21 protein-coding genes are annotated in these 21,278 nt (G+C 71.3%); 11 read left to right on the forward strand and 10 right to left on the reverse strand.

Features of this window, described 5'->3' with window-relative positions:
• Window positions 1–105 precede the first annotated feature (105 nt).
• The 5 genes from AWX74_RS19615 (at window position 106) to AWX74_RS19640 (ending at window position 4,224) form a co-directional block, all read left to right on the forward strand.
• On the forward strand, window positions 106–672 hold the full coding sequence (locus AWX74_RS19615; protein WP_091278813.1) for a dihydrofolate reductase family protein: 567 nt from the start codon (window positions 106–108) through the stop codon (window positions 670–672).
• Window positions 673–966: 294 nt separating this feature from the next.
• A complete protein-coding gene (locus AWX74_RS19625; protein ID WP_091278819.1) occupies window positions 967–2,058 on the forward strand; it encodes a zinc-binding dehydrogenase in 1,092 nt (363 codons plus the stop codon).
• Window positions 2,055–2,606: a nuclear transport factor 2 family protein gene (locus AWX74_RS19630; protein WP_242666321.1), complete on the forward strand. Its 552-nt coding sequence runs from the start codon at window positions 2,055–2,057 to the stop codon at window positions 2,604–2,606. The genes AWX74_RS19625 and AWX74_RS19630 overlap by 4 nt, the downstream gene beginning before the upstream one ends.
• A gap of 2 nt (window positions 2,607–2,608) precedes the next feature.
• Window positions 2,609–3,475: an NAD(P)-dependent oxidoreductase gene (locus tag AWX74_RS19635; protein WP_091278823.1), complete on the forward strand. Its 867-nt coding sequence runs from the start codon at window positions 2,609–2,611 to the stop codon at window positions 3,473–3,475.
• Window positions 3,472–4,224 (forward strand): SDR family NAD(P)-dependent oxidoreductase, encoded by a 753-nt coding sequence (locus AWX74_RS19640; RefSeq protein ID WP_091278826.1) that lies wholly within the window; start codon window positions 3,472–3,474, stop codon window positions 4,222–4,224. Before AWX74_RS19635 ends, AWX74_RS19640 begins: the two co-directional genes overlap by 4 nt.
• Window positions 4,225–4,240: 16 nt before the next feature.
• Here the strand turns inward: AWX74_RS19640 and AWX74_RS19645 are convergent, their stop codons facing one another.
• Window positions 4,241–4,867, reverse strand: a complete 627-nt coding sequence (locus AWX74_RS19645; protein ID WP_242666322.1) for a TetR/AcrR family transcriptional regulator — start codon at window positions 4,865–4,867, stop codon at window positions 4,241–4,243.
• A 429-nt stretch (window positions 4,868–5,296) separates the two neighbouring features.
• Between AWX74_RS19645 and AWX74_RS19650 the strand changes: the two genes are divergently transcribed.
• Both AWX74_RS19650 and AWX74_RS19655 read left to right on the forward strand, forming a co-directional pair.
• On the forward strand, window positions 5,297–6,655 hold the full coding sequence (locus AWX74_RS19650) for an ABC transporter substrate-binding protein (protein WP_091278832.1): 1,359 nt from the start codon (window positions 5,297–5,299) through the stop codon (window positions 6,653–6,655).
• Between the two features lie 173 nt (window positions 6,656–6,828).
• Window positions 6,829–7,338 (forward strand): NUDIX domain-containing protein, encoded by a 510-nt coding sequence (locus AWX74_RS19655; RefSeq protein ID WP_091278835.1) that lies wholly within the window; start codon window positions 6,829–6,831, stop codon window positions 7,336–7,338.
• A 102-nt stretch (window positions 7,339–7,440) separates the two neighbouring features.
• Here AWX74_RS19655 and AWX74_RS19660 read toward each other — a convergent pair whose 3' ends face one another.
• The 3 genes from AWX74_RS19660 to AWX74_RS19670 are packed head-to-tail and all read right to left on the reverse strand — an operon-like array spanning window position 7,441 to window position 11,086.
• The gene (locus AWX74_RS19660) at window positions 7,441–8,706 is read right to left on the reverse strand and encodes an amidohydrolase family protein (protein ID WP_091278837.1); all 1,266 of its coding nucleotides are present in this window, start codon (window positions 8,704–8,706) and stop codon (window positions 7,441–7,443) included.
• Window positions 8,706–9,911 (reverse strand): acyl-CoA dehydrogenase family protein, encoded by a 1,206-nt coding sequence (locus AWX74_RS19665; RefSeq protein WP_397311305.1) that lies wholly within the window; start codon window positions 9,909–9,911, stop codon window positions 8,706–8,708. The genes AWX74_RS19660 and AWX74_RS19665 overlap by 1 nt, the downstream gene beginning before the upstream one ends.
• Window positions 9,908–11,086, reverse strand: coding sequence for an amidohydrolase family protein (locus tag AWX74_RS19670; protein WP_091279045.1), 1,179 nt, complete (start codon window positions 11,084–11,086; stop codon window positions 9,908–9,910). The genes AWX74_RS19665 and AWX74_RS19670 overlap by 4 nt, the downstream gene beginning before the upstream one ends.
• A 233-nt stretch (window positions 11,087–11,319) precedes the next feature.
• On the opposite strand from AWX74_RS19670, the gene AWX74_RS19675 reads away from it, so the two are divergent.
• The 3 genes from AWX74_RS19675 (at window position 11,320) to AWX74_RS19685 (ending at window position 14,912) form a co-directional block, all read left to right on the forward strand.
• Window positions 11,320–12,108 carry an enoyl-CoA hydratase/isomerase family protein gene (locus AWX74_RS19675; protein WP_006541931.1) on the forward strand — a complete coding sequence of 263 codons (789 nt, stop codon included), beginning with the start codon at window positions 11,320–11,322 and terminating at the stop codon, window positions 12,106–12,108.
• A 1-nt stretch (window position 12,109) separates the two neighbouring features.
• Window positions 12,110–13,936, forward strand: coding sequence for a class I adenylate-forming enzyme family protein (locus tag AWX74_RS19680; RefSeq protein WP_091278839.1), 1,827 nt, complete (start codon window positions 12,110–12,112; stop codon window positions 13,934–13,936).
• Between the two features lie 289 nt (window positions 13,937–14,225).
• Entirely contained in the window at window positions 14,226–14,912 is a 687-nt protein-coding gene (locus AWX74_RS19685) for a TetR/AcrR family transcriptional regulator (protein WP_054566223.1), read from the forward strand.
• A 215-nt stretch (window positions 14,913–15,127) separates the two neighbouring features.
• Here the strand turns inward: AWX74_RS19685 and AWX74_RS19690 are convergent, their stop codons facing one another.
• The 3 genes from AWX74_RS19690 to AWX74_RS40095 all read right to left on the reverse strand — a co-directional run bounded on the left by AWX74_RS19690 (window position 15,128) and on the right by AWX74_RS40095 (window position 17,781).
• Window positions 15,128–16,225 (reverse strand): acyl-CoA dehydrogenase family protein, encoded by a 1,098-nt coding sequence (locus AWX74_RS19690; RefSeq protein ID WP_091278844.1) that lies wholly within the window; start codon window positions 16,223–16,225, stop codon window positions 15,128–15,130.
• Window positions 16,222–17,379, reverse strand: coding sequence for an acyl-CoA dehydrogenase family protein (locus tag AWX74_RS19695; protein ID WP_091278847.1), 1,158 nt, complete (start codon window positions 17,377–17,379; stop codon window positions 16,222–16,224). The genes AWX74_RS19690 and AWX74_RS19695 overlap by 4 nt, the downstream gene beginning before the upstream one ends.
• Window positions 17,380–17,640: 261 nt before the next feature.
• The gene (locus tag AWX74_RS40095) at window positions 17,641–17,781 is read right to left on the reverse strand and encodes a hypothetical protein (RefSeq protein ID WP_165615689.1); all 141 of its coding nucleotides are present in this window, start codon (window positions 17,779–17,781) and stop codon (window positions 17,641–17,643) included.
• Between the two features lie 342 nt (window positions 17,782–18,123).
• Here AWX74_RS40095 and AWX74_RS19700 point away from each other — a divergent pair, with 342 nt between their 5' ends.
• Window positions 18,124–18,876, forward strand: coding sequence for a hypothetical protein (locus AWX74_RS19700; RefSeq protein WP_091278850.1), 753 nt, complete (start codon window positions 18,124–18,126; stop codon window positions 18,874–18,876).
• 68 nt (window positions 18,877–18,944) lie between these two features.
• Here AWX74_RS19700 and AWX74_RS19705 read toward each other — a convergent pair whose 3' ends face one another.
• From AWX74_RS19705 to AWX74_RS19715, 3 genes are read right to left on the reverse strand one after another with little or no spacing between them, the layout of a single operon-like run.
• Window positions 18,945–19,466, reverse strand: coding sequence for a DinB family protein (locus AWX74_RS19705; RefSeq protein WP_226930939.1), 522 nt, complete (start codon window positions 19,464–19,466; stop codon window positions 18,945–18,947).
• A gap of 49 nt (window positions 19,467–19,515) precedes the next feature.
• Window positions 19,516–20,694, reverse strand: coding sequence for an alkaline phosphatase family protein (locus tag AWX74_RS19710; protein WP_091278854.1), 1,179 nt, complete (start codon window positions 20,692–20,694; stop codon window positions 19,516–19,518).
• Window positions 20,691–21,203, reverse strand: a complete 513-nt coding sequence (locus AWX74_RS19715; RefSeq protein WP_226930940.1) for a nuclease-related domain-containing protein — start codon at window positions 21,201–21,203, stop codon at window positions 20,691–20,693. The genes AWX74_RS19710 and AWX74_RS19715 overlap by 4 nt, the downstream gene beginning before the upstream one ends.
• Window positions 21,204–21,278 lie beyond the last annotated feature (75 nt).

Below are 21,278 nucleotides of genomic sequence, written 5' to 3' on the forward strand. Positions count from 1 at the left end.
TTCCCCGAGCACGGGGAATACCTGCGGGCCTGGCTCGCGCGCCGATGAGTTTCCCGCGGCGCGCCGGTCTGTATGTCTGGGACCGACTCACGGAAGGCTGGCACCATGCGGAAACTGATCTACGGCATGAACCTGACCCTGGACGGCTACATCGCGGCGGCCGGCGACGACATCAGCTGGGGCGGGCCGCCGAGCGACGAGCTGTTCCAGTGGTGGCTTGACCAGGACCGGGCGAGCGGCCTGGCGCTGTACGGGCGCAAGCTGTGGGAGACGATGAGCTCCTACTGGCCGACCGGCGACCAGTTGCCGGGCGCCACCCCGGCGGAGATCGAGTTCGCGCGGAACTGGCGGGACACGCCGAAAATGGTGTTCTCCTCGACGATCGACAAGGTCGACTGGAACACCCGCCTGGTCACCGGCGACGCGATCGCCGAGATCACCCGGCTCAAGGCCGAGGACGGCGGCCCGATGAGCATCGGCGGTGCGACGCTCGCCGGGGCGGCCATGCGGGCCGGGCTGATCGACGAGTACGCGCTGGCCACCTACCCGGTCCTGACGGGCGGGGGCACGCCGTTCTTCACCGCTTTGGACAGCTGGGTGAACCTGAACCTGGTGGAGACGCGGACGTTTCCCGGCGGCGTGGTCCTGACCAGGTACGAGACGAGGCGCTGAGCGCCCGTCCGGGAGTCACGAGCGATATGCCTTCGCTCGACGGGACCACGGCGCGTACCCGCCCCGAAGGGCCACCTCCGTGGAAGCTCGCATGTCCGGCATCGTCTCCCAGGACGTCCGCGCCATCTTCTGATCTCCGACCTCGCCCGGGGCGACGGACGTCCAGGGGGCCGTGACCACCGAGCAGGACTCCACGGCCTCCGGGCGGTAGATCGGTCGAACACTTGCTTCCTTACGATTCGATGTGCATCGTAATTTAGGTCGGCACGGCGGACGAGGCGCGGAGGAGCGGGTATGCGAGCGGCGGTTCTGTACGGGGGCCGGATCGAGGTGCGGGAGACGGCTGATCCGGTGCCGGGGCCGGGACAGGTCCTCGGGCGGGTGCTGTCCTGCGCGATCTGCGCCTCCGACCTGCACTTCATGGACAACCCCGACGGGGTGGCCGCCGACGACAGCGGGCTGTGGGACTACCGCGCCGACCAGGACATCGTGATGGGCCACGAGTTCGTCGCCGAGATCGTCGCCTACGGGCCGGAGACCGAGCGCACGCTGGCCGTGGGCACCCGGGTGACCAGCCTCCCGGTCCTGCTCGGGGCCGGCCCGGCGCGGATCATCGGCTGCGCCCCGGAGGCTCCCGGCGGGTTCGGGGAGCTGATGCTGCTCACCGAGAGCCTGATCCGCGCGGTCCCCGAGAACGTCCCGTTCGACCAGGCGGCGCTCGCCGACGCGTTCGCCGTCGGCGAGTACTACGTCCGCCGCGCCGCGCTCGCGCCGAGCGACGTTCCGCTGATCATCGGGGCCGGAGCGATCGGCCTGTCCGCCGTGGCGGCGCTGCGCCGCCGCGACGTCGAGACGATCATCGTCTCCGACTACAACGACGGCCGGTTGGAGACCGCGCGGGAGCTCGGAGCCACCCACCTGGTCAACCCGGCCCGGCAGTCCCCCTACGAGGTGTGGCGGGAGGTGGCGCTGGGCGGCCGGGCCCGCCGGGTGGCCTTCGGCGGTTCCGACCCGTCGACACCGAACTGCGTGGCGTTCGAGTTCGTCGGCCACCCCGGTGTGCTGGACGGGATCATCCAGCAGTGCGAGCAGGGCACCCGGATCCTGTCCGCGGGCGGGCCGCCGGAAGGCGACCGGATCTCCTCGATGGTGGCCAAGCGCAAAGGCGTGAGCATCCAGTTCGGTGGCGGCCCTGCTCCCGAGGACTGGTACGGCACGCTGGATGCGATCTGCGCCGGCAGCCTCGACGTGAGCCCGGTGATCGGCATGGCCGTCGACCTCGACGGAGTTCCGGGAGCCCTGGACCTCGCCCGCGTCGGCAACGGCCCAGCCCGGATCATGATCCGTCCCACCGGGGACACGGCGCTGCCGGCAGCGGCCCGGTGAGCGGCCTCGCCGGCGAGGGCGCGGAGCTCGCGCGGCTGCGGGCGACGGTGGCAGGACTGGCCACCCGGCTCGGCATGCTGGAGGACCAAGTCGCGATCAGCCAGGTCATCGCCCGGTACGGGCCCGCGGTCGACAGCGGATCCGCCGCGGCCGCCGCCGCGCTCTGGGCCGACGACGGCGTCTTCGAGGTGCCGCCGTACGCGGTGTGGACCGGGCACGCCCAGATCGCCGGCATGGTCGACGGCGCCGGACACCAGGAACTGATCGCGAACGGCTGCGGGCACGTGCTGACCGCCCCACTCGTCTCGGTCGACGGTGACGAGGCACGCGCGTGGAACTACGCGATGAACATCCGCTGGGACGCCGGCCAGGACCGCTTCTGGGTGGCCCGGGTCTCGGCGAACCTCTGGCACCTGCGCCGCGGCCCGGCCGGCTGGCAGGTCACCCACCGCACCAACCGCAGCCTCGATGGCACCGAGGAGGCCCGCGCTCTGTTCCGCCCCAGCACCGACAGCGGGGCATCCGCCCGACCCCGAGAAGACAGGTGAGCATGATGGCCGACGCCTCCATCGTGAACGGCAAACCAGCGGACGAGGACCGGCAGCCGGCCGGGCCGGTCACCTTCGTCGGCGCCGGGCAGATGGGCGCCCCGATGGTCCAGCGCCTCCTCGGCGCGGGCGTCGAGGTCACCCTGCACGCCCGCAGGCCCGAGGTGCGCGAGTCGTTCGCCGCCCTCGGCGCGCGCACGACCAGCTCCCTCGCGGACGCCGTGCGAGGCGCGACCGTCGTCGTCTCCTGCCTGTTCAACGAGCAGCAGGTCGAGGAGGTGCTGCTCGGCACGGATGGCCTGGTCACCCTGTTGGAGCCGGGCAGTGTGCTCGTCTCACACACCACCATCGGGTTGAAGCTCCTCGCCCGCCTCGACGAGGCCACCACCGCCCGCGGAGCGACCCTGCTCGACGCTCCGGTCAGCGGCGCACCGGACGACATCCTCGCCGGGCGGCTGACCATCCTGCTCGGCGGCGAACCGGCCGCCGCCGCCCGCGCGACACCCGCACTGAGCACCTACGGGCTCGTGCTGCCGACCGGCGGCATGGGCACCGCCAGCAGCGTCAAGCTCGTCAACAACCTGCTGTTCACCGTCAACGTACAGACCGCCGCGGCCGCCGCAGAGCTCGGCCGGCAGCTCGGCATCGCCACCGACGCGCTGTTCGAGGCGCTGCTGCACTGCAGCAGTGCCACCCGCGCCATCGCCACCATGACCGATGTCGGCTCCCTCGACCGCTACACCGAGCTCGGGGCGAAGTACCTCCGCAAGGACGTCGCCGCCGCCCTCGCCACCGCCGCCGAGGAAGGTGCCGACCCCGGCGTGCTCGCCTACGTCGCCCACCACGGCCCGATGCCGCTGACCTCATGAGGCTGGACGGCAAAGTCGCGATCATCACCGGGGCGGGGGCGGGGATCGGCCGGGGCATAGCCCAGGCGTTCGCGGCCGAGGGCGCTGCGCTGGTCCTCGCCGGGCGGACGGTGGCCCCACTCGAGGAGTGCCGGCGTGAGGTCGTCGCGCTGGGCAGCCAGGCGCTCGTGGCACGATGCGACGTCGGAGATCCGGATGACCTCGACCGCCTGGTCGAGGTCACCCTCGCCGGGTACGGCCGGCTGGACATTCTGGTCAACAACGCCGCGTTCGTACCGCACGGCAGCCTGCTGGAGATCGACGACGCCGATGTCGACCTCGCGCTGCGCACGGGGCCGCTCGCGGCGCTGCGGCTGATGCGCCTCTGCCACCCGCACCTGCGGAACGGCGGGTCGATCATCAACATCTCGTCCGGGGCCTCGATCGCGGCCGCCACGTCGGAGCGGGGGGCCTATGCCGCGGCGAAGGCCGCGCTGAACGCGATCTCCCGGACGGCCGCGAACGAGTGGGGCCCCGACGGCATCCGCGTGAACAGCATCATGCCGTTCGCCCGAAGCACGGCGCTGGAAGGTTTCCTGGCCGGCGAGCCGGAGTATGCCGCCACCCTCGCGGCCAGCGTCCCGCTCCGCCGGATCGGAGACCCGCGCCTCGACATCGGGGCTGCCGCCGTGTTCCTGGCCAGCTCGGAAGCCAGCTACATCACCGGCATCACCCTGCCTGTAGACGGCGGCCTCGCCTACGTGCGTTGACGAGCCTCGGCTTCGGTCACGGCTCCGTTTTCGCCTTCGGCTTCGGCTTCGGCGACGTCGCGGAAGCCCGGCCACCGGCGGGTTCGCCGGTGTCCGGCCGCAGTGCCCGCAGCAAAAGGTCGCACACGCGGTCGTCCTGGTAGTGATCGTCCGCCTCATCCGCCTCGTCGGCCCGGCCGGCGAAAGGGCGGATGAACGACTGGTACAAGGCGGCGCCGATCAACAGGTCCATGACACCATCCGGATCCACCGCCGGGTCGATCGTGCCCGGAGCGGCCGCGGCGAGCGTTGCGCGGAACGCGGGGCGCACGTCCTGCCCGACCCGCTCCACCAGCGTGCCGTGTCGCTGCGGCTCAGCCTGGTAGGCGGCGAGCAGCCCGGGGATACCCGCCCGCGCGGCCGGCGAGCCGAACAGCTGACGATAAGCCGCGACATACCGGCGCAGATCCTCCCGCACATCGCCCGTGGGGGCGACGACGAGCGCCCCGAGCCCCGGAAAGATCGCCGACTCGATCAGCTCGATCCGCGACGGCCACCGCCGGTAGATCGTCGACGCGCCGACACCGGCATGACGGGCAACCGCCTGAATCGTCGTCTGCTCGAACCCCCTTTGCTCCAGGAGCTCGCGCGTCGCGGTCTGCACAACACCCTCGACCTGCGGATCCCGCGGCCGACCCCGGGACGACCCACCACTCACCGCAACCTCCCGCACACCATAACGATACGAGACGAACCATATCCGAATCCGGCCTCCCCAACCCGGCCCGCAAGCCCAGGACCGCACATCGAGCCAGGTTGCGGGGATATCGCGGACCTGGTTATCTATACGATGCATATCGAATCGTATATCGAAGGTCCGGATATCGAGGCAGTAGGCCAGTCAGGACGTCGACGAACACCCCTACCCCTGCCCGCTCGACCGCGAACGACGGCCACGACGGCCGGCCCTCCACCGTGCACAGGGCGCGTTCTCGTCGAGCGCGGCCGGCGCCCGGCAGCCGCCGTTGCTCCCGCCAGTTCACCGACACATCCCTGGACCGGCGCAGCCGGCATCCCTCGGAGGAGACCATTGATGCGAAACACCCCATTAGTGGCTGCCCTGGTTGCGGCGACCGTGCTCGCCACCGGCCTGGCCGCGTGTTCCGACGACACCGAGGACGCCACTGCGGCACCAGTCGTCGCCGCGGACGAGGTGAAGGCCGGCCCACCGTCGGGCTGGAGTGACGGCGGGTTCGCACCGGACCCGGCCAGCCTGCGCTGCGGGCAGACCGCCGCCGATCCAACTCGTGGCATCACCGATGACGAGATCACCATCGGCGGACTGGCCTACCTGACCAGCCCCAACGGCAGCTCGATGGCCGGCGTCGACCTGGGCGCCCAGGCCCGCTTCGACCGGGCCAACGCCGAGGGCGGCATCAACGGCCGGAAGATCAACTACATCGGGACCCTCGACGACGGCAACGACCCAGCCCGTAACGGCGCCCAGGCCAAAACACTGGTGGACCAGAAGAAGATCTTCGCCGCCGTACCGGTGATGACCAGCAGCGCCAACTACCTGGACACCTTCTGCTCCGAAACCGTCCCCTTCTTCGGCTGGGGCACCAACGCGGGCTACTGCGGCACCACGATCGGCTTCGGGATCACCGGCTGCCAGGTCCCCAACAGCCAGACCGGCGCCACCTCGACCACCTACGGCCTGATGATCCAGGCCATGTTCGGCGGTGACGCCAAGGGCCGCACCACCGCGCTGGTCGGAGTCGACGCCGACTCCGCCCGAACCGGAGTCAGCGAACTGGCCCGCCAGATCCGCTCGGTCGGGATCGACGTGGTCTACCAGGAGAACCCGATCCCAGTCGCCGGCCTCGCCGACACCACACCGGTCGTGAACGCGATCATGGCGTCCGACAACGGCGCCCCGCCGGATGTCGTGCTCTACATCGCCGACTTCAACTCGGTCATCAAACTCACCGAAGCGCTCGCCGCCGCCGGATACCAGGGCAAGAACCTCAACCCCGTCGGCTACGACCCCCGCCTCGCCGCGACCAGCTTCGAGGGCCTGCAGCAGTCCTACACGATCCTGCAGTGGCAGCCCGGCTCGGACACCAGCGTGCCCGCCGTCAAACAGCTCGCCGACGACATCGCCACGTACGCGCCGCAGGCCTCCCTGAGCCTGCCGACAATGGCCGGCTACTGGGCCGCCGACATGTTCGTCCGAGCGGCGACCGAGGCCGGCAGGGAACTCACCGTCGACAGCCTGCTCAAGCTGCTCAACAGCGGCGACTACGTCAACTACGTCGACGGCGCACTGCCGGAGACCCGCTTCCCGGTCAACCACGTCATCGGCGCGCCCTGCGCCTCCATCGTGCAGCTCAACGGAAGCAAGTACGACATCATCACCGACCTCGCCTGCGGAACCCTCATCAAGAAGTAGCGGCGGAGGCACGCGACGAAGAAGTAGACCTGGCACACCCCCGCCTTGCCCGGCCTGGCCCGGGCAAGGCGGGGGTGCGGACATACGCGGACCAGTCGACGAAGACAGCTCTGGCAAACGGGCCGAGGTCGCAGTTCTCGGTCGCGCTCCGGCGACACCTGGTGTCATGGCGCATGCCCATGCCGCCCCTGCCCGCCGCCGCCTACTACGCGCGCCTACCCAAAGTGATCGCCGCCGCTGGAGCGGTCTTCTGCGATGCCACCGACCGGGTCCTGCTGGTCCAGCCCACCTACCGGGACGACACCTGGGAGATCCCCGGCGGGGGCATGGACGACGGTGAATACCCACTGCAGACCGCCCAGCGCGAAATCCGGGAGGAACTCGGCATCGACGTCCAGCCAGGCCGCCTCCTGGTCGTCGACTGGGTGCCCCCGCAGCCCGACGGCCGCCCCGCTCTGGTCCACTTCGTCTTCGACGGGGGATCGTTCTCCCCATCGCAGGAGCGCGGCCTGAGGCTCCAGGAGAGCGAGCTCCGTGCGTGGCGCCTGTGCACCGCGGCGGAATGCGACGACCTCCTCGTCCCGCGCCTGGCACGTCGCGTCCATGCCGCGATCCGGGCACGCCGTCTCGGCGACACCGCCTACCTGCACGACGGCGGGCCGCCCGACCACACCATGCCGTGAACCACCGCTCGGAATGCGGAAAGGCCCGGCCGCCGGGATGGCGGCCGGGCCTGAGCCCCGCGTGTGGTCGGACCACGCAGCGCGGATGGCAGCGTCGCGGGATCAGCCCGCGGCGGTCGCGTGGCGCTGCCTGTAGAGCTCCGCCCATTCCTTGCGGGGGCGCACGGCGGTGTCGACGTCGGTGGCCTTGGCCCGCAGGGCACCGACCGTCACCTGCTCCCGCGGCAGGCCGCGGAACGGGTCCCAGTCGAAGAACCGGCAGGAGTTCTGCCAGGTGATCTTGTCGATGTCCTCGTCGGAGGCGCCGGCGCCGACCATCTCGGCCATGACCTGCTCGGGAGCGTCCGGCCAGATCGAGTCGGAGTGCGGGTAGTCGCACTCCCAGGCGATGATGTCGATGCCGATGTCGTGGCGCACCTTGAGGGCCACCGGGTCGGTCACGTAACAGGCCAGCGAGTGCTCACGGAACACCTCGCTGGGCAGCTTGCCGCCGAAGTCACGGCGCAGCCACTTCTGGTTGGTGTAGTGGCGGTCGCAGCGGCTCAGGTAGAACGGGATCCAGCCGATCCCGGCCTCCGACCAGGCGATCTTCAGCGCCGGGTAGTCCCGCATCGCGGGGCCCCACAGCAGGTCCTGGGCGGCGAGGGTGGAGACCTGCGTCGCCAGGATGATGAAGTTGTCGATCGGGGCGTCGGAGGGCTGCTTGAGCGCGCCGAAGCCCTGCCCGATGTGCAGACACATGACCGTGCCGGTCTCGGCCAGGGCCGCGAACACCGGGCCCCAGTGGTCGAGGTCGTGGTAGCTGGGCAGGCCCTCGATGTGCGGCAGCTCGGGCATCGAGACCGCCGGGCAGCCCTTCGCCGAGATCCGCCGGATCTCGGCGACCATCAGCTGCGTGTCCCAGGTGGGCAGCAGCGCGAGCGGGATGAACCGGCCCGGGTAGGCCGCCGCCCATTCGTCGATGTGCCAGTCGTTGTACGCCTGGACCATCACGTGGGCGAGCTCGTTGCGGCCACGGCCGAGGTTGCCGGCGCTGAACCCGGGGAAGGTCGGGAAGCACATCGACCCGAAGATCCCGTTGCGGTCCATGTCGCGGACCCGCTCATGGATGTCGTACGCGCCCGGGCGCATCTCCGGGTAGCCGGCGGGGTCGAGGCCCCACTCCTCCGCCGGCCACGACACGACCGCGTTGAGCGACAGTGTGCCGGTGCGGTTGCCGTTGAACTCCCAGGACTGGAAGCCCTCCTCGGTCGTCACGACCTTGGGCGCCTGGTCGGCCCACTTCGCCGGCACGTGCCGGACGAACATGTCGGGTGGCTCGACGACGTGGTCGTCGATGCTCACCAACACCATGTCCTCGGTCTTCATCAGGACGCTCCCCTCACGCCCGCCGCTCCCGGTGCCGCCGCGTCCCGCAGCAGCTGGCGGGCGATGACGAGCTGCTGGATCTGACTGGTTCCCTCGTAGATGCGGAACAATCGCGCGTCCCGGTAGAACCGTTCTACCGGAACTCCGCGCATGTAGCCCGCGCCGCCGTGGATCTGCACCGCGCGGTCGGCGATGCGCCCGACCGCCTCCGAGGCGAAGTACTTCGCGCAGGACGGGCCGATCCGCGTGTCGCTGCCGTCGTCGAAGGCGGCGGCGGTCTGCGTCACCAGGGCCCGGGCGGCGTACAGGTCGGTGGCCGAGTCGGCGAGCAGCCCCTGGATGAGCTGGTAGGCGCCGATGACCTGCCCGCCCTGCGACCGGCTGGCCGCGTAGGCGACGGATTCGTCGACGAGGCGCTGCGCCATGCCGACGCACAGCGCGGCGATGTGGATCCGACCGTGCGCGAGGCAGCGCATCGCCGTGCGGTAGCCGCGGCCTTCCCCGGCCTCGCCACCGACGAGGGTTTCCGACCCGACCCGGACGTCGTCGAAGTGGACGTCGGCCGTCAGCGACCCGGCCTGGCCCATCTTGACGTCCTTGGGTGCCACGCTCACCCCGGGGGTGGCGCGTTCGACCATGAAGACGCTGATGCCGTCGCCGCCGGTCGCCGCCGGGTCGGTGCGGGCGAAGACCATCAGGACATCGGCGCTCGGCGCGTTGGTGATGTACCGCTTGGAGCCGTTGATGACCCAGCCGTCGTCCTTGCGCACGGCGGTGGTGGCCAGGCCCGCCGGGTCGGAGCCGGCGCCCTCCTCGGTGAGCGCGAAGGACGCCGTCCACTCCCCGGAGGCGATCTTCGGCAGGTAGGTCTGCTTCTGCTCCTCGGTGGCGCCTTCCAGCAGGACGTGCCCGGCGATGCCGTTGTTCGTCCCGAACATCGACCGGAACGACGGCGTGGTGTACCCGAGCTCGGCGACGAGGCGGACCTCCTCGCTCATCGACAGGCCCAGGCCCCCGTACTCCGCCGGGATGGCGAAGCCGAACAGGCCCATCCGCGCCGCCTCGGCCCGCAGCTCGGCCGGGATGGCGTCGGTCTGTTCGATCTCGGCCTCGGCGGGCACCACCCGCTCCCGCACGAACGCGCGGACGGCGGCGAGCACCTCGGCGAGGTCGCTCTCCCCCAGGCCCGACCCGGAACTCGTCATACCTGGATCAGCCGGGAGAGGTTGCCGCCGAGGATGAGGGCCTTCTCCTCCTCGGTGAGGTCGGTCAGCTCACTGAAGAAGCCGGCCGGGTCGGCCAGGCCCTCCGGGTGCGGGTAGTCGGAGCCGAACAGGACGCGCTCCACGCCGAGCAGGCCGGCGAGCTCGGCCATGTTCTCCTCCCAGAACGGGCTGACGTGGATGTTGCGCCGCAGCACCGACACCGGCTCCTCGGGGAACAGGTGCGGGTGCTTCTTGTAGGCGTTCTTCAGCGACTTGATCAGCGGGGCGACCCAGTCCGCGCCGTTCTCGACGATGGCCACCTTCAGCCTCGGGAACCGGGACAGCGCACCGTGGCAGATCAGCGCGGAGACGGTGTCCTCGATCGGGCGCCACTGGCTGATCATCCGGAAGGCGTCGGGCTGGAAGGGCAGGTACTCGCGGTTGGCGCCCTCCCAGTCCTGGGTGTAGCGGTTGTAGCCGCTGTCGGACGAGTGGAACGCGACCAGCACGCCGGACTCCTCGACCCGCTTCCAGAACGGGTCGAACTCGGGCAGCCCAGGGGAGCGGGAGCCGCCGGGGCCGGGCACCGGCGCGGGCCGGATGAGGATCGCGCGCGCTCCGCGCTCCAGCACCCACTCGAGCTCCTCGATCGCCTTCTCGACGATCGGCAGGGTGATGACCGGAGTGGAGAAGATCCGGTTCTCGTAGTTGAACTGCCAGGTCTCGTACATCCACTCGTTGAGCGCGTGGATGACGACGTGGGTCAGCTCGACGTCGTCCCGCATGCGCTCCTCGAGCAGGCTCGCCAGGGTCGGGAACATCAGCGAGCGCTCGATGCCCTGCTCGTCGAGCAGGGCCAGTCGCGACACCGGCTCCCGGAAGGCCGGGATGGACCGCATCGGCTTGCCGATGATCTCCCGGTACGACTTGCCCTCCGGGTTGCCGTTGCGGAAGTAGTCCTCCTGCGCCCCCGGCCGCGCGACGACCTCGAACGTGGGGTTGGGGATGTAGTCGCTGATCTGCCCCTTGACGGCGATCTTGGTCCGGCCGTCGACCTGCACGTAGCGGATCGCCGACCGGTACCGCTCGGGCAGGAACTTGGTGAACGCCTCTTCGGTCTCGTACATGTGGTTGTCCGCATCGAAAATCGGATACGGGGACACACTCGACGGCATGGAGATCCTTCCCTGGCTGGTCCGCCGGCTCACCGGCCGGCTGATCTGCTGATCTGCCGGCCCGAGGCGGTGGTTCGTCGCGGTCGTGGTCACGGTGGCGGTAGCAGCGCGTACACACCGTCACGCAACGGGCCGCAGCCGATACCAGTAAGCTATATGCAATGTTGACGTCAATATAGGAAACTGCCAACCTCGAAGCAACGTCGACATTCGTGTGATCTCCAGGGAGTGACGTGAGCGAGCGCGAGGAACCGAGCAGTCCGCTGATCGTCGAGGCCCGCGGTGCGGTGCGAGTCGTGACGCTGAACCGCCCCGACGCCTACAACGCCGCCGACGAGAGCCTGCACCGCGCGCTCGCCGAGCTGTGGCCGGCGCTCGCCGCGGACCCGGACATCCGCGCCGTCGTCCTCACCGGCGCCGGTGGCGCCTTCTCCGCCGGGGGCGACCTCGGCCTGCTCGACCGCATGGTCCGCGATCCGCGGCTGCGGGCCGACGTGATGGCGGAGGCCGCCGACATCGTCCGTGGGATGACCTCCGTGCGGGTTCCCATCGTCAGCGCCGTCAACGGCCCCGCGGTGGGGCTCGGCTGCAGCCTGGCCTCCATGAGCGACCTCGTCGTCGTCGAGGAGCAGGCGTACTTCGCCGACCCGCACGTCATGCTGGGCCTGGTCGCCGCCGACGGCGGTGCGCTGATGTGGCCACAGCTCACCAGCCTGCTGCGCGCCAAGGAGTTCATCCTGCTCGGCGACCGGATCCCGGCACAGGAGGCACTGGCACTGGGGCTGGCGAACCGGGTCGTGGCGAAGGGCACCGCCCTGTCGACCGCACTGGAGCTCGCGGACCGCATCGCCGCGCTGCCGCCGCAGGCTGTCATCGCGAGCAAGGCGCTGCTCAACGACGGCATCCGGCGGGCCGTCGAGGGGCTGCTGACCACCGCGCTCGACAGCGAGACCGCGTCCTTCGACGAGCCCGCGTTCCAGCGCAACCTGGCCCGGATGCTGAGCCGGACCGGATCGGCCTGACATGGGGACGGCCGTGGGGAACAAGCCCGGACCGGACCAGCCGCGCGACCCGTCCGCCCAGCCGGCCCTCGGCGGGCCGGGGCCGGTGTCGCCGGGGCTGGCATCGACGGAACTGGCGTCGCCGGGAGTGGCGTCGCCGGGAGTGGCGTCGCCGAGACGGGTGCCGCCGGAGCTGGCGGCGCGCTACCGGGCGGATGGCCAGTGGGACGGCCGCGGCCTGGCCGACGGTGTCGAGGCAACCGCGGCCCGGCGACCGGGCGCGCTGGCGCTCGCGGACAACGAGCGAGCGCTGACCGGCGCCCAGCTCGCCGCGGCCGTCGCCGCCGGGGTGGACCTGCTCGCCGAGCACGGAATGCGGGCCGGTGACGGCGTCGTGCTCGTCAGCGGCAACACCCGCCACGGGGTGATCGCCTACCACGCGCTGCTGCGGGCCGGGGCCACCGTGGTCGTGCTCGACCGGCGCTGCGGGGCCGCGGAGGTGCGCCACGCGCTGGCCGTGCTGCCGTCCCGGCCCTTCGTCATCGTGCCCACCGGGGAACGGGACCGCCTCGGCGAGGCCCTGGCCACCGCCGACGTCCTGGCCCTCGACCTCTTCGACGGGCCTGCCACGGCCGGCGACCCGCCGGCGGTGCGGTGGGCCGAGCCGGACCGGGACCGGCCGGCGGTGATCCTGTTCAGCTCGGGCACCACCGGCCGACCGAAGGGCGTGCTCCACTCGCTCAACACCCTCACCGCCGGTGCCGCGAACATGGCGCGCATCACCTCCGCCGACGACAGCGCCGTCGTGTTCCTCGTCAGCCCGCTGACCAGCATCACCGGCCTGATGCAGCTGCATCTCGCGGCCGACCAGGGCGGTGCGCTCGTGCTGGAGGACCGGTTCGAGCCGGCGGCGACCCTGCGGCGGCTGAACGACGTCGGCGCGACGCTGCTCGGTGGTGCGCCGGTCATCGCCGAACGGCTGCTCGCCGCCGCGACCCGCGCGAAGCCGAGCACCGACACCGCCAGCGGCTCCGGTACCGCCAGTGGCTCCGGTACTGACGGCGGCACCGGTACTGACGGCGACACCGGGGGTGACGCCGAGGCCGACTCCGGTGACGGCGTCGGTATCGGCCTGCGGACGCTCGCGCTGGGTGGCTCGATGCTGCCGCGCCCGCTGCTCGAGCTGGCGTCGCGCACGTTCGGCATCGAGATCGCCCGGGTCTACGGCTCCTCCGAGGCGCCGAACTTCTCCGGGAGCCTGCCCTCCGACGAACTGGAGCGCCGGCTGGCGGACGACGGCGCGCTCATGCCCGGCGGCGAGGTACGCGTCGGGTCCGCCGCCCACCCCCGGGAAGGCCTGCTGCGAGGGCCGAGCGTCTTCCTCGGCTACCTCGACCCGGCCGACGACGAGGCCGCCTTCGAGGGCGACTGGTACCGCAGCGGCGACCAGATCGACACCGACTCCGGCCGGCTCACCATCGTCGGGCGGCTCAAGGAGGTCGTGAACCGCAACGGCCTGAAGATCGCGCTCAGCGAGATCGACGCCGCCGTGCAGGGCCTGGCGGGGGTGACCGAGTTCGCGTCCTTCGGGCTTCCCGACGCCACGACCGGCGAGCGGCTCGCGGTCGCGGTCGTCGTGGCGGACGGTGCCACCGTCACGCTGGACGACGTCCTGACGCATCTGCGCGCCGGTGGTCTCGCCACCCGCAAGCTGCCTGAGCAGCTGGTCCGCTGGGACGGACCACTCCCCCGGACCGCCTCGGGAAAGATCGTGCGCTCCACCCTCGCCCGCGACGCGGCGGCACACCCCGGCGATCTCGCGGAACGGCTGCACGACCACCCGCGCTGAGCACAGCAGGACTGGGACAGCGGGCTGGGACAGCGGGGCTGACGCCGGCCGGGCCGTCCGGGCCCGCCGGCGACACGCCGAAAGTTACGATCATCGCCGCGTCAACCGTTGCCAACGCCACATCTACAATATCGACGTCGAACTGAATGTTCGTGCACCATGACACGGACGTCCCGGGAGGGGACTGGTGCGATCCGGCCACCGAGGCCGGGCCTCCCTGACCCGTCACTGGTCACCAGGTTCCGGCACCGCCGGCCGAGCCGGTTGACATACGCCACGAGGAGCCGCCGTGCCGGAGCACACGCAACACGGGACCGCCACCCCCATCGCCCCCCGCCCGGCCCGCGACGACCAGGAGGTCGGCAAGCGGCGCGGCACCGGCCGCACCCGCCGCGGCCGCCAGACCCGCAGCCAGCTCGTCGACGCCGCCCGCACCGTGTTCGAGCGCGACGGCTTCCTGCACGCCCGGGTCGCCGACATCTGCGACCTGGCCGGCTTCTCGCACGGCTCCTTCTACACGTACTTCGTGTCCAAGGAAGAGATCTTCCGCGAGGTCGTCGACTCCGTGGAACTCGACCTGCTCAGTCCCGAGCCCTCCACCTCGACGGCCGACCCGGTCGAGCGGATCCGCGCCGCGAACCGGCACTACCTCGAGACGTACGCGACCAGCGCCAAGATCATGCACGTCATCCAGCAGGTCGCGACCTTCGACGAGGACGTCCACAAGATCCGCCTGCAGCGTCACGAGGTCTTCGCCCGCTCCATCGAACGCCGGGTCGCCTCCATGCAGGACGCCGGCATCGCGGACCGCACCGTCGACCCCGCCTACGCCGCGCAGGCCCTCGGCGGCATGGTCGCCTACTTCGCCGACCTGCTGTTCAACACCGACAACAGCGCCGGCTTCACCCTCGACAACGCGGTCGAGCAGCTCACGATCCTGTGGGCGAACGCGCTCGGAGTCCGCGCGAGCGACTGACGCGCCCGCTCCCCCAACCGGCACCCGCCCGGCCCGACCCGGCCCGACCCGACCCGGCCCGGCCGGCCCGCCCGGCCCGGCCCGGCCCGCCCGAAGAGTGAAGGATTCTGGTCGTGCCGGCGACCAAAATCCTTCACTCTTGCTCGGCAGCGGGAAAACTCGAAGCCACAGCCCAGAGGAGCTGAGGATTTTGGCTGTGCCGACGACCGGGATCCTCAGCTCGTGCTCGGCAGCAGCGGCTGCGGCAGTCGCGGCGCGGTCCACAGCGCCGCCGCGGTCGTGTCGTCGTCCGCCTCACGCAGCCAGGCTCCGAGGCCGTGGGTCAGCTCGGCCGACGTGCCCAGCAGCGCGTCGAGGGCAAGCACCCGACTGTGGAAATGGTGGTGGGTGTGCTCGCTGGTGAACCCGATCCCGCCCAGCACCTGCAGCGCCCGCTCGCAGACCCGCCGGCCGTTGCGGCCCGCCAGCGCCTTGACGACCTCGTCGTGGCGGGGCGGCGCCGCCTCCACCCCGTCGAGGGCCGCCGCGGCGGTGGTGACCTTCTCCAGGGCGACGCAGTCGGTCTGCGCCCAGGCCAGCAGATGGCGCACGGCCTGGAAGGTGCCGATCGGCCGGCCGAACTGCTCGCGGGTGCGGGCGTAGGCCACGGCGAGCGCGAGCGCGCCCTCGGCCGCGCCCAGGATCTCCAGGGCGGCCGCGAGACGTCCGAGGAACCGGGCGCGGGCCCTGGCGACGGCGGCGTGCTCCTCGTCGACCGTGGGAACCCAGTGCGCCGGCCCGTGGATCACCTCATGGAGCTCGAGGCGCCCGCTCACGGCCACCGGCCACAGTTCGACCTCGTCGGCCGGGACCACCGCGGCCCCGTGCCCGGGCCGGTCGATGAGCAGCGCCGTGCCAGCCATGCCGATCGCGCCGGCCGGGTCCGCGACATCCCCCACGACCATCAGCCGCTCGCCCCGACGGGCCGAGGTACGGCTGATCGTCGCGACGGCGGCGTCGGGGGGCAGGCCAGCCGCAGCGAGGAACGGCTGGGCCAGCAGGGCACCGAGCGCACGGGTGCCGGCCAGCTCCCGGCCCTGGGCGCGGAAGAGCGTCAGCGCGGCGACGCGGGCGTCACGGTCGTCCAGCTCGGGCAACAGGTCGAACCACCCCAGCTCCCGCAGCGGGTCATTGCGGGTGCCCGGACCGCCGTCAACCACGCCGGCGCCGTCCGGGCTGGCGTCGGCCTGGGCGCGCAGGGCCAGGCAGGCCGCGTCGAGGAACTCCTGGTCGGCCTGTTCCTGCAGGTCCCCGACGTCACCGCCGCCGGTCATGGCAGCTGGAGGATCTGCTTGGCGATGGTGTCGAGCTGCATCTGCTGAGATCCTCCGTAGACGGTGACGATGCGGGAGAACAGGTAGTCCTGCCGGCACACCGCGGTGTGATCATCGTTCGGCGCGACGGCGAGGTCGGGGACGCTCGCCAGTGTCCAGTCGTTGACCGCCTGCTCGCTGGCGGCGAGCATCAGCTTCACGAACGCGGCTCGCGGGCCGAGCGTGCCGCCGGCGGCATGGGCCCGCACCGCCGCACCGCTGGCGGCCCGGACGGCCGCCAGGTCGAGCAGCGCGTTGCCGAGCAGCGCGTCGCCGGCCGGTGTGCCCTGGTCCCGGTTCTCGAGCAGCTGCCGGTTCAGGAAGCTGTGCCGGTACCAGCCGAAGGTGCCCCGCTCATGGGCCAGGATGTGCATCGCCACCCGCCAGCCGCCGCCCAGCTCGCCCACCAGCCGCTCCGGCCCGACGGGGACCTCGTCGAACGTGACCTCCGCGAGCTCGTCGGTGCCGTTGGCCTGCTCGATCGGCCGGACCTCGACACCCGGGTGCTCCAGGTCGACGACGAACGCGCTCAGCCCGCGGTGGCGCTCCTGTGGCGTCCCGGTGCGCGCGAGGACGAGGCACCATCTCGCGTAGCGCGCCCAGCTCGTCCAGATCTTCCGCCCGGTGATGACGTGACCGCCGTCGACGGCCACCGCGCGCGTGCGGGCGCTGGCGAGGTCGGAGCCCGCCTCCGGCTCGGAGAAGCCCTGCGACCACAGCTGCTCGCCACGCAGGAACCGGGGCAGCAGCTGACCCATGAGGCCCGGGTCGCCCAGGGCGACCAGCGTCGGAGCCAGGATCTCCAGGTGCTCGAACAGGGCCATCGCGGGCAGCCCGTGGCGCGCCAGTACCTCCCACATCGCCGCCCGGTGGCGGATGTCCCCGCCGAGCCCGCCGAGGTGCTCGGGCCAGCCGTAGCGGGCCCATTCCTGGTCGAACAGCACCTGCATGAGCGCGCAGCTCACCGCCACCCGCTGTTCGTAGGACGCGATGGGGCGCGCCGCGGCCTCGAACACGGGCGGCCGGGTGGCCAGCCATGCCTCGAGGGCCGCCCGATACGCATCGACATCTTCACGATACGGATCGCACTCACTGCTCCGCGTTATATGCAACATCGACGTCAATATAGGAACTTTTGGACGCCAAAGCAACGGAACCTTGGACGAACCGCATGTCGGGGAGACCCGCGCTCAAGCTCAGGGAGCGGTCGCTCCAGGATCGGGCTGCCCGCTCCAGGCCAGGGACCTGTGACCCGACAACGGTGACCAGGCGACGGTGTTGCGCCGGGCCGCGTCGACCGGCCGTTACCCGTGGCAGCAATGCTGAGGCCGATGACGGTCGTCCGGCCTGTCAGAGGAGCGGAGGCACCCGACCGGTCACGGCTCCGCTCGCGACGACTCCGTCTCGGCGGCGGGCGCCGTGGCCTGGCGGCCCGCGAGGGTGATGGCCGCGCCGGCAGCGAGGAGCAGGGCGAGCGCCCCGCCGCCAGCGCGGCGGTCGGGCCGAGGAAGGGGCAAGAGCCCGGAACCCGCCCACAGTGCGCGCATCGGCCGGCTCGGAAAGTCCTGCCTGCCCGCCGGACGGGGGCCGGGATACCCCCGTTCGGCCCGGAATGCTGCTTCCGTCTTCCTTTCCGCGCACCTGGATCACGACTTCCCGGCAGATGTTGGCGAAATGACCAGGTCGATACGCCGAGAACCCGTCCGACGACTACACAGAAAACCGCACGGGAATCGGCAGACAGGAATATTCTGGTGCCGACGACAGGCGCTGGGATCACACATCAGAGGCCACCGGCGGGCTGCCTCACCGTGGCACGGGAGCGCACGCCGGCATGGCTGGTGAGGTGAGGCACGGTCATGGACGACCCGGTCGAGGAACGCCCACGATCCTGGTTCCGCCGGGTTGTGGGAACCACCGTGATCGTGGTGGGAGTCCTGCTCGCGTCGACCGGGAGAATCAGCTGCGGCGTCGGGGTCGACAGCGGCACAGCCCAGGACCTTTCCGAGATCGGCGACCCGCCCGTGACGTCCACTCCCGGGCCGGCGGCCTCGGCCCCCGCGCCAGCCGGGCCAGCCGGGCCGGGAGGCGCGGGCGGTGCTCCTGAGATCGCCGGCGGGCTGCCACGGAACCACGAGACGGAAGCGGCGACCAGAGGTCTCGCGACGCGAACTCTTGGGCAGCTCCCCGCGGGCACGGTCGATTCCGCGAGCGTGCTTTCCGCGGTGTACCGGGCGCCCGACAACGATCTCTTTGTCTTCTGGGGAAAGACCCCCGACCCCGCTCGTCTCCTGACGGCATTCCGCGACGGCGCGGCGTATTACGGCCACACGACCGTCGACGTCATTCCCGGCCCCGGTGGCGGCCAGGCGGCCTGTTCTCCCCAGGCGTCATCGAACGCTCCCGTCGCGATACCCACCTGCCTGTGGGTCACCACGGACTCGTTCGGTCAGATCTTCCCCCTCGTGCCGTCCGGCGTCACCGCACCACCAGTCCCGACCATGCAGGAGCTCGCCGAGCTGATGCGCCGCATGCGCCCCGACCTCGCCGCAACCGACCTCACCGCGACCGGCCAGGAGGCGACCACCCCGACGGCCGGCCACACGGCCTGACCGGGCCGCGGCGCCTGAGCCTGATCAGCGCGCCCCGATTGTCCACGCGGCAGGGCCCGGTTGGCCTGCTATCCCAGCACGCCGGTCTCGCCGTCGGTCAGTTCGCGGACGATGTCCGCGTGGCCGGTGTGCCGGGCCGTCTCCTCGATCATGTGGATGTAGATCCACCGCAGGGACACCTGCGGGGCGCTGGGGTGAGCGAAGACGTCATCGAGCGCGTACCCGGCCGCGATCTCTCGGGACCGCGCGCAGGCACGGTCGTACTCCGCCAGCAGCGACTCGACGGTGTCGGTTTCGGCGAGCGCCCAGCTGGTGCCCCCCTCGCCATCCGCGGTCGCTTCGGGACCGCCGCCGACCATGCGGTGGAACCAGTCCCGTTCCACCACGGTCAGGTGTTTGACGAGGCCGGCGAGTGTGGTGAGCGAGGGCAGCAGCCTGCGCCGGGCGTCCCGGTCACCGACACCACGCACCTTGTGGACGAGCACATCCCGGTAGAAGTCGAGGAAGGCCTCCAGGGTTTCCCGCTCACCGGCGGCGGCGGTGGCCTGCATGACCCGTTGTGCCGGTGGGCGGAGCGACGGCGGCGGCATGCGGTAACCGTAGCCACAGCGTCACCGTCCACATCCGGGGGGCTGGATGTCAGCGCGAGTTCGAGGCCGTCAGCAGCGGGATGAGCTGTTCGCTGTCGGTGAGTGAGCCGTGGTGGCCGGCGAAGCGGCTGGACCGGGGCTCAACACCCGAACGGATCATGACCAGAGTTCCCTGCGCGGCGACGACGACGTCGCCGATGCGGGGCCGGACGTGCTCGGCGACCCGCGGGCCGAACCAGCCCGCCTCGATCGCCTCGTGGCGACGCAGCACCAGCGCCCGCTCACCGAGGATCTCGCCCCAGGCACGCCACACGTCGTCGGCCGCGCCCGGGTGGGTGTAGAGGTGCCGGATGCGCGCCTCGCCGCCGAACAGACGGACGCCGTCGAGCAGCGACGGTTCGGTGTCGACGTCCACCCGGTCCTGCTCGGCGACCGCGACCATGCCGTGATCGGCGGTGACCACCAGCAGGCCGCCCGGTGGGAGGCCCGCGGCGATCCTGGCGGCGAGCTGGTCGACGACGGCCAGCTGCTCCCGCCACGGATCGCTGCCCGGCCCGTACCGGTGCCCCAGCAGGTCGAGATCGCCGTGGTAGGCGTAGCAGAGGACGGGGCCGGGGCCGCGCAGCTCGTCGCGCACCCCGCTGGTGAGATCGCCCAGGGCGTGGGCCGCGCGGTGCCGCCCGCCGCGCAGTGCCGCGCGGTTCAGGCCGCTGCCGTCATGGTGCGCCGGGCCGACGAGCCGCACGGCCACCCCGGCGGCGACGGCCCGCTCGAACGCGGTCGGGCGGGGCTGGAACTGCTCGGGAACGATCCTGTCCCGCAGGTCAACCGACGAGTCACCGTCGCCGCCGCCGACACCATTGCCCTGGCTGCGCCAGCCGAGCGCGTTGAGCACCTCGTCGGGGCCGACGGCGAACGAGTAGCCGACGATGCCGTGCTCGCCGGGCGGCATTCCGGTACCGATCGCGGAGACGCTCGTCGCCGTCGTCGCCGGGAAACCCGCGGTGATCGGATCCCGGCCGGCCGCCAGCGAGGTCAGGAACGGTGCCTGGTCGGCGTGCGCCCGCAGCAGCTGCCAGCCCAGCCCGTCCACCAGCAGCACGCACACCCTGGACGCCGCCGGCAGCCCCAGGACGTTGGCCATGCCCGGCACGTCCATCCCGGCCAGCACGGACGGCATCACGTCAGCGAGCGAACCCGCCCGGTAGTCAGGCGCGAGGAAGCTCATGATCCATGATCATAGGCCGTGCCCGGCCTCGCAGACAGGGCTACGCGGGGAACTGAGCATCGGCGGGGTGGTGTGGTCAGGCGATGTTGAGTTGGATGTTTCGTTGAGTTGGATGTTGCCGATGGCAGCAGGGACCGCAGCTCCTTGGACTTCTGGTTCGCCAGGTGCAGCGGGTTGTCGAAGATGCGGGTGGACCCGGACGCCCGGTGCTGGGCCCAGGTCGACCCGGACGCGGTCAGCAGCCCGACGAGGCTCTTGATCTCGATGAGGTAGACCCCACCGCGGGCGATGACCAACAGGTCGACCTCGCGGATGTGCCCGGTGATCGCGGTAGCCGCGGATGGGAACCTGACTATACAGGTTGACGATCCGCGATCGCGCAGGCAGCGACTTGACAATCCGCAAGAAGTGCGGATTGTCGCCCCTGCAGCAGCCACAATCCTCACCTCTTGCCAGGAAGCAGCGGCCAAACGCGTGCCCGTGCCCGTCTGAATGTTTCGTGTACACATCCATGTTTTCCCTTGGCGCAGCCGTGGGCCCGCGAAGGTAATCGCCGGAGGGCGGCAGCCCTCACCATCAGAATC

Source organism: Parafrankia irregularis (genome assembly GCF_001536285.1).
GTDB classification, from domain to species: domain Bacteria; phylum Actinomycetota; class Actinomycetes; order Frankiales; family Frankiaceae; genus Parafrankia; species Parafrankia irregularis.